The sequence below is a fragment of the Streptomyces muensis genome (genome assembly GCF_021474425.1).
Taxonomy (GTDB): Bacteria; Actinomycetota; Actinomycetes; order Streptomycetales; family Streptomycetaceae; genus Streptomyces; species Streptomyces muensis.
Genome location: NZ_JAKEIP010000471.1, coordinates 1 through 3,392, shown reverse-complemented (window position 1 = coordinate 3,392; position 3,392 = coordinate 1). Strand labels below are relative to the sequence as shown.

General features: G+C 72.0%; 4 protein-coding genes. 1 reads left to right on the top strand and 3 read right to left on the bottom strand.

Annotated elements, in window-relative coordinates:
• Window positions 1–1,098: lipid II:glycine glycyltransferase FemX (locus tag L0P92_RS43205; RefSeq protein WP_234768610.1), on the bottom strand; the 1,098-nt coding region annotated here is incomplete at its 3' end.
• 192 nt (window positions 1,099–1,290) lie between these two features.
• Here L0P92_RS43205 and L0P92_RS43200 point away from each other — a divergent pair.
• Entirely contained in the window at window positions 1,291–1,485 is a 195-nt protein-coding gene (locus tag L0P92_RS43200; RefSeq protein ID WP_234768609.1) for a hypothetical protein, read from the top strand.
• 43 nt (window positions 1,486–1,528) lie between these two features.
• Here the strand turns inward: L0P92_RS43200 and L0P92_RS43195 are convergent, their stop codons facing one another.
• On the bottom strand, window positions 1,529–2,047 hold the full coding sequence (locus L0P92_RS43195; protein WP_234768611.1) for a DUF4240 domain-containing protein: 519 nt from the start codon (window positions 2,045–2,047) through the stop codon (window positions 1,529–1,531).
• Window positions 2,048–2,137: 90 nt separating this feature from the next.
• On the bottom strand, window positions 2,138–3,160 hold the full coding sequence (locus tag L0P92_RS43190; RefSeq protein ID WP_234768608.1) for a helix-turn-helix transcriptional regulator: 1,023 nt from the start codon (window positions 3,158–3,160) through the stop codon (window positions 2,138–2,140).
• Between the last annotated feature and the right edge of the window lie 232 nt (window positions 3,161–3,392).

The following is a 3,392-nucleotide window of genomic DNA, read 5'->3' as shown; positions in this document are numbered from 1 at the left end:
CCGCTGCAGCACCTTCCCCTGGCTCCCCACCGGCAGCTCCCACTCCCCGAGGTACTCCACCGCCCGGCCGCCCGCCCCCGTCTTGAACACGAGCCGGCCGCGCAGCCGGTCCTCGGTGAGGGCGGGGGTGATGGAGCGCAGGTCGTACGTCTTCGCGCCCGCCGCCCTCGCGTCGCCCAGCATCCGCCACAGCAGTGCGCTGCTGGGCCGCAGTTCGCGACCCCGGCGGCCGGACGCGGCGTAGGAGTGCCAGACGCGGGAGCCGACGCTGATCATGAGTGCCGCGGACAGCACCTCGCCGTCGTACTCGGCGACGTAGAGCCGCAGCCGGTCGTCGTCCTCGGCGTTCAGGGCCGCCCACATACGACGGAAGTAGTCCAGTGGGCGGGCCTTGAAGCCGTCGCGGGCGGCCGTCGCGATGTAGAGGCGGTGGAACTCGGGCAGGTCGGCGGCCGAGCCCCAGGAGACCCGGACGCCCGCCGCCTCGGCCGTACGCAGGGACTGTTCCCAGTGCGGCGCGAGGGCCCCGCGCAGCTCGTCCACCGAGCGCCCCGCCAACGGGATCTCACAGCCGTAGCGCGGCTGACCGAGCCCGAATCCGCTCCCGTCGTCCTCCTCGCACCGCCGCCACCCGAGCCGCCCCAGCCGCTCCGCGACGTCGAGCGCGTAGCCGTCGATGCCGTCCGGCGGCAGATCGCGCAGATGACGTACGTCGGCGTCGGCGACGCCCGCGGCCACCGTCGCCGCGTCCCAGTGACGTACGACCAGGGGCGGGCCGATCCGGACCGAGAACGCCCCGATCTTCCTCAGGTGGGCGACCAGCGGGTCCAGCCAGCGCTCCAGGCGCGGCGTCCGCCAGTCGATCGCGGGGCCGTCGGGCAGGTAGGCCAGGAAGCGCCTGGTCCCGGGCAGCGGCCGGTACAGGACGAGGGCCGTCGCGACCAGTTCCCCGTCCTCGAACCAGCCGACGCTCTCCGGCAGCCAGTCGGGCTTCACATCGCCCCACTCGGGGATCTGGAGATGGCTCGCGTCGGGATACCGCCGCAGCCGGGCGAGGTGCTCCGCGCGCGGTATCTCCCGCACGAACAGGCTGGTCATGGGCAGGGTGCTCCTGGTCGGGGGCGGCCACCCTAAGCCGGAGCTCACGGAACGGGTCAAGAGACGGCGTGTGAACGTTGTGAACGTTCCCGGCCCGCGCCTCGCCTCACAGGTTTCTCGTAGCCGACTCAAGGATCACCCCGAGACAGCCTCCCTATGGTCATGCACACGCACTGACCGAAGGTGGGGATCATGAGCAGCCGTAACAGCAGCAAGCGTGTCTGGACCGTCGTCTGCGCGGTCGCGACCGTCGTCCTGGGGCCGGCCGCCGTCACGGCGTCCGCGCTCGACCAGGCCAACAAGGCGCCGATGCACCAGGTCGTCAAGGCCGAGCAGACGCAGGCCTACATCCCGTCGGACCCGGGCCGCAGACGGCTCGCGGCCTGAGGCTCCGGATCCATCGCCCCAGCTCCAGCCTCAGTCCTTAGCCTCAGTCCTTGAACCGCTCCCACAGCCGGGGATACCGCTCGGCCAGCGCCCGTTCGTTCTCGAAGTCGACCGGTGTGCCCTCCGGTTCCGCGGGTGCCGGCGGGATGCCGAGGTCGGGGGCCACGGTGCCGGTGAGCTGTTCATAGGCCTCGTCCGCCGCGTAACCGAGCTCCTCCGCGTCGCCGTCGAACTCCTCGTCGAAGTCGTCCAGCAGGTCGGCGAGCGAGTCGGGGTCGTGCACACCGCCCTCGTACACCTCACGGCCCTGGCCGATCAGCCAGCACCGGAAGAAGTCGAACGCGTCGTCGCTGGCACCGTCCAGCAGTACCCAGGCGGCACCCCACAGATCCCAGGTGTACGCGCGGTTGTAGCGGGCCTCGAAGTGACGGGCGAAGTCCAGCACCGCGTCGGGGTCCTGCTGGAGCAGCCGGTCCACGAGCTGGTCGGCCTGCTCCTCGGGGTCGCCCTCGGCCGCCTCGCGGGCGCCGTCCACCAGCTCCCAGAACTCCGTCTCGTCCATCACGGGTCAAGCATCGGCCCTGCGGGGGTGGGACGCACGTGGAGTGTGGCGGATTGTTATCGGCGTACGGCTGTTCCGCCCACGAGCCGCTCACGAGTCGTACAGCGCCGCCAGCCGTATCGCGTCCCTCGTGAAACGCTCCCGCAGTTCCCGCGGCGCCAGCACCTCGACCTCCGGGCCGAGTGCCGCGAGCTGGGTGTGGGCGACCTCCTCGGACTCCACCGGGAGCGTCAGCGTCACCCAGCCGTCCTCGTCCGGGGCGTCCGCCGCGCGGAGTGCCTCGCGTGCGGAGTGCGGATCGACGGCGTACGGCAGCCGGCGCACTCCGTCCGGTGACACCCGCACCACGACCTCGGCCCGCAGCAGGGACCGCGCGAACTGCTCGGCCTGCTCCTCCCAGAAACCCGGCAGATCGAACTCCTCGTCCCGCTCGAACCGCTCGGGGCGGCCGTCGGAGGGGTCCACGGCGGAGAATCGGTCAATGCGATAAACCCGATACGAGCCATGACTGCTGTGACTGCCGTGACCGCCGCGTCCGCCGCCGTCTCCCGTGACCCTGGCGCACAGGTACCAGACCCCCGCCTTCAACACGAGTCCGTACGGCTCCAGTTCCCGCTCGACCTCGTTCTCCCCGCGTCGGTAGCGGGCCACGATCCGGCGGTCGTCCCACACCGCGTCCGCGACGGCGGGCAGGAGTTCGGGGGTCTTCGGCTCCTTGAACCAGTTCGGGGCGTCCAGGTGGAAGCGTTGGGCGGCGGTACGGGAGGCGTCGCGCACGGAGGGCACGAGAGCGGCCGACACTTTCAGCCGGGCGGCGGAGGCGGCGTCCTCCAGGCCCATCTCGCGCAGGGCGCCCGGGACGCCGGAGAGGAACAGAGCCTCGGCCTCGCTGCGGCCGAGGCCCGTCAGGCGGGTTCGGTAGCCGCCGATCAGCCGGTAGCCGCCGGCCCGGCCCCGGTCCGCGTACACCGGGACCCCCGCCTCCGACAGCGCCTGCGCGTCCCGCGTGACCGTCCGCTCGGACACCTCCAGCTCGGTCGCGAGCTCGGCGGCCGTCATCGAGGCCCGGGACTGGAGCAACAACACCATCTTGATGAGCCGAGCAGCACGCATACGCCCATCTTCCCTCGCCCCGGGTCGTTGTTCGGGTGCCTGCCGGTGGGGGCTGGCCGCGCAGTTCCCCGCGCCCCTTCTGGGGGCTCCGCCCCCAGACCCCCGCCGTCGGCCCTACGGGCCTCGTCCTCAAACGCCGGACGGGCTGAAAAGATCCACGCCCGGCCGGCAAATCCAGCCCCTCCGGCGTTTGAGGAGCGGGGTCTGGGGCGGAGCCCCAGAAAGGGGCGCG

Excerpts from the sequence above, each read along its gene's own strand:
- L0P92_RS43200 (WP_234768609.1), top strand. The coding sequence starts at position 1,291 with ATGAGCAGCCGTAACAGCAGCAAGCGTGTCTGGACCGTCGTCTGCGCG.
- L0P92_RS43195 (WP_234768611.1), bottom strand. The coding sequence starts at position 2,047 with ATGGACGAGACGGAGTTCTGGGAGCTGGTGGACGGCGCCCGCGAGGCG.
- L0P92_RS43190 (WP_234768608.1), bottom strand. The coding sequence starts at position 3,160 with ATGCGTGCTGCTCGGCTCATCAAGATGGTGTTGTTGCTCCAGTCCCGG.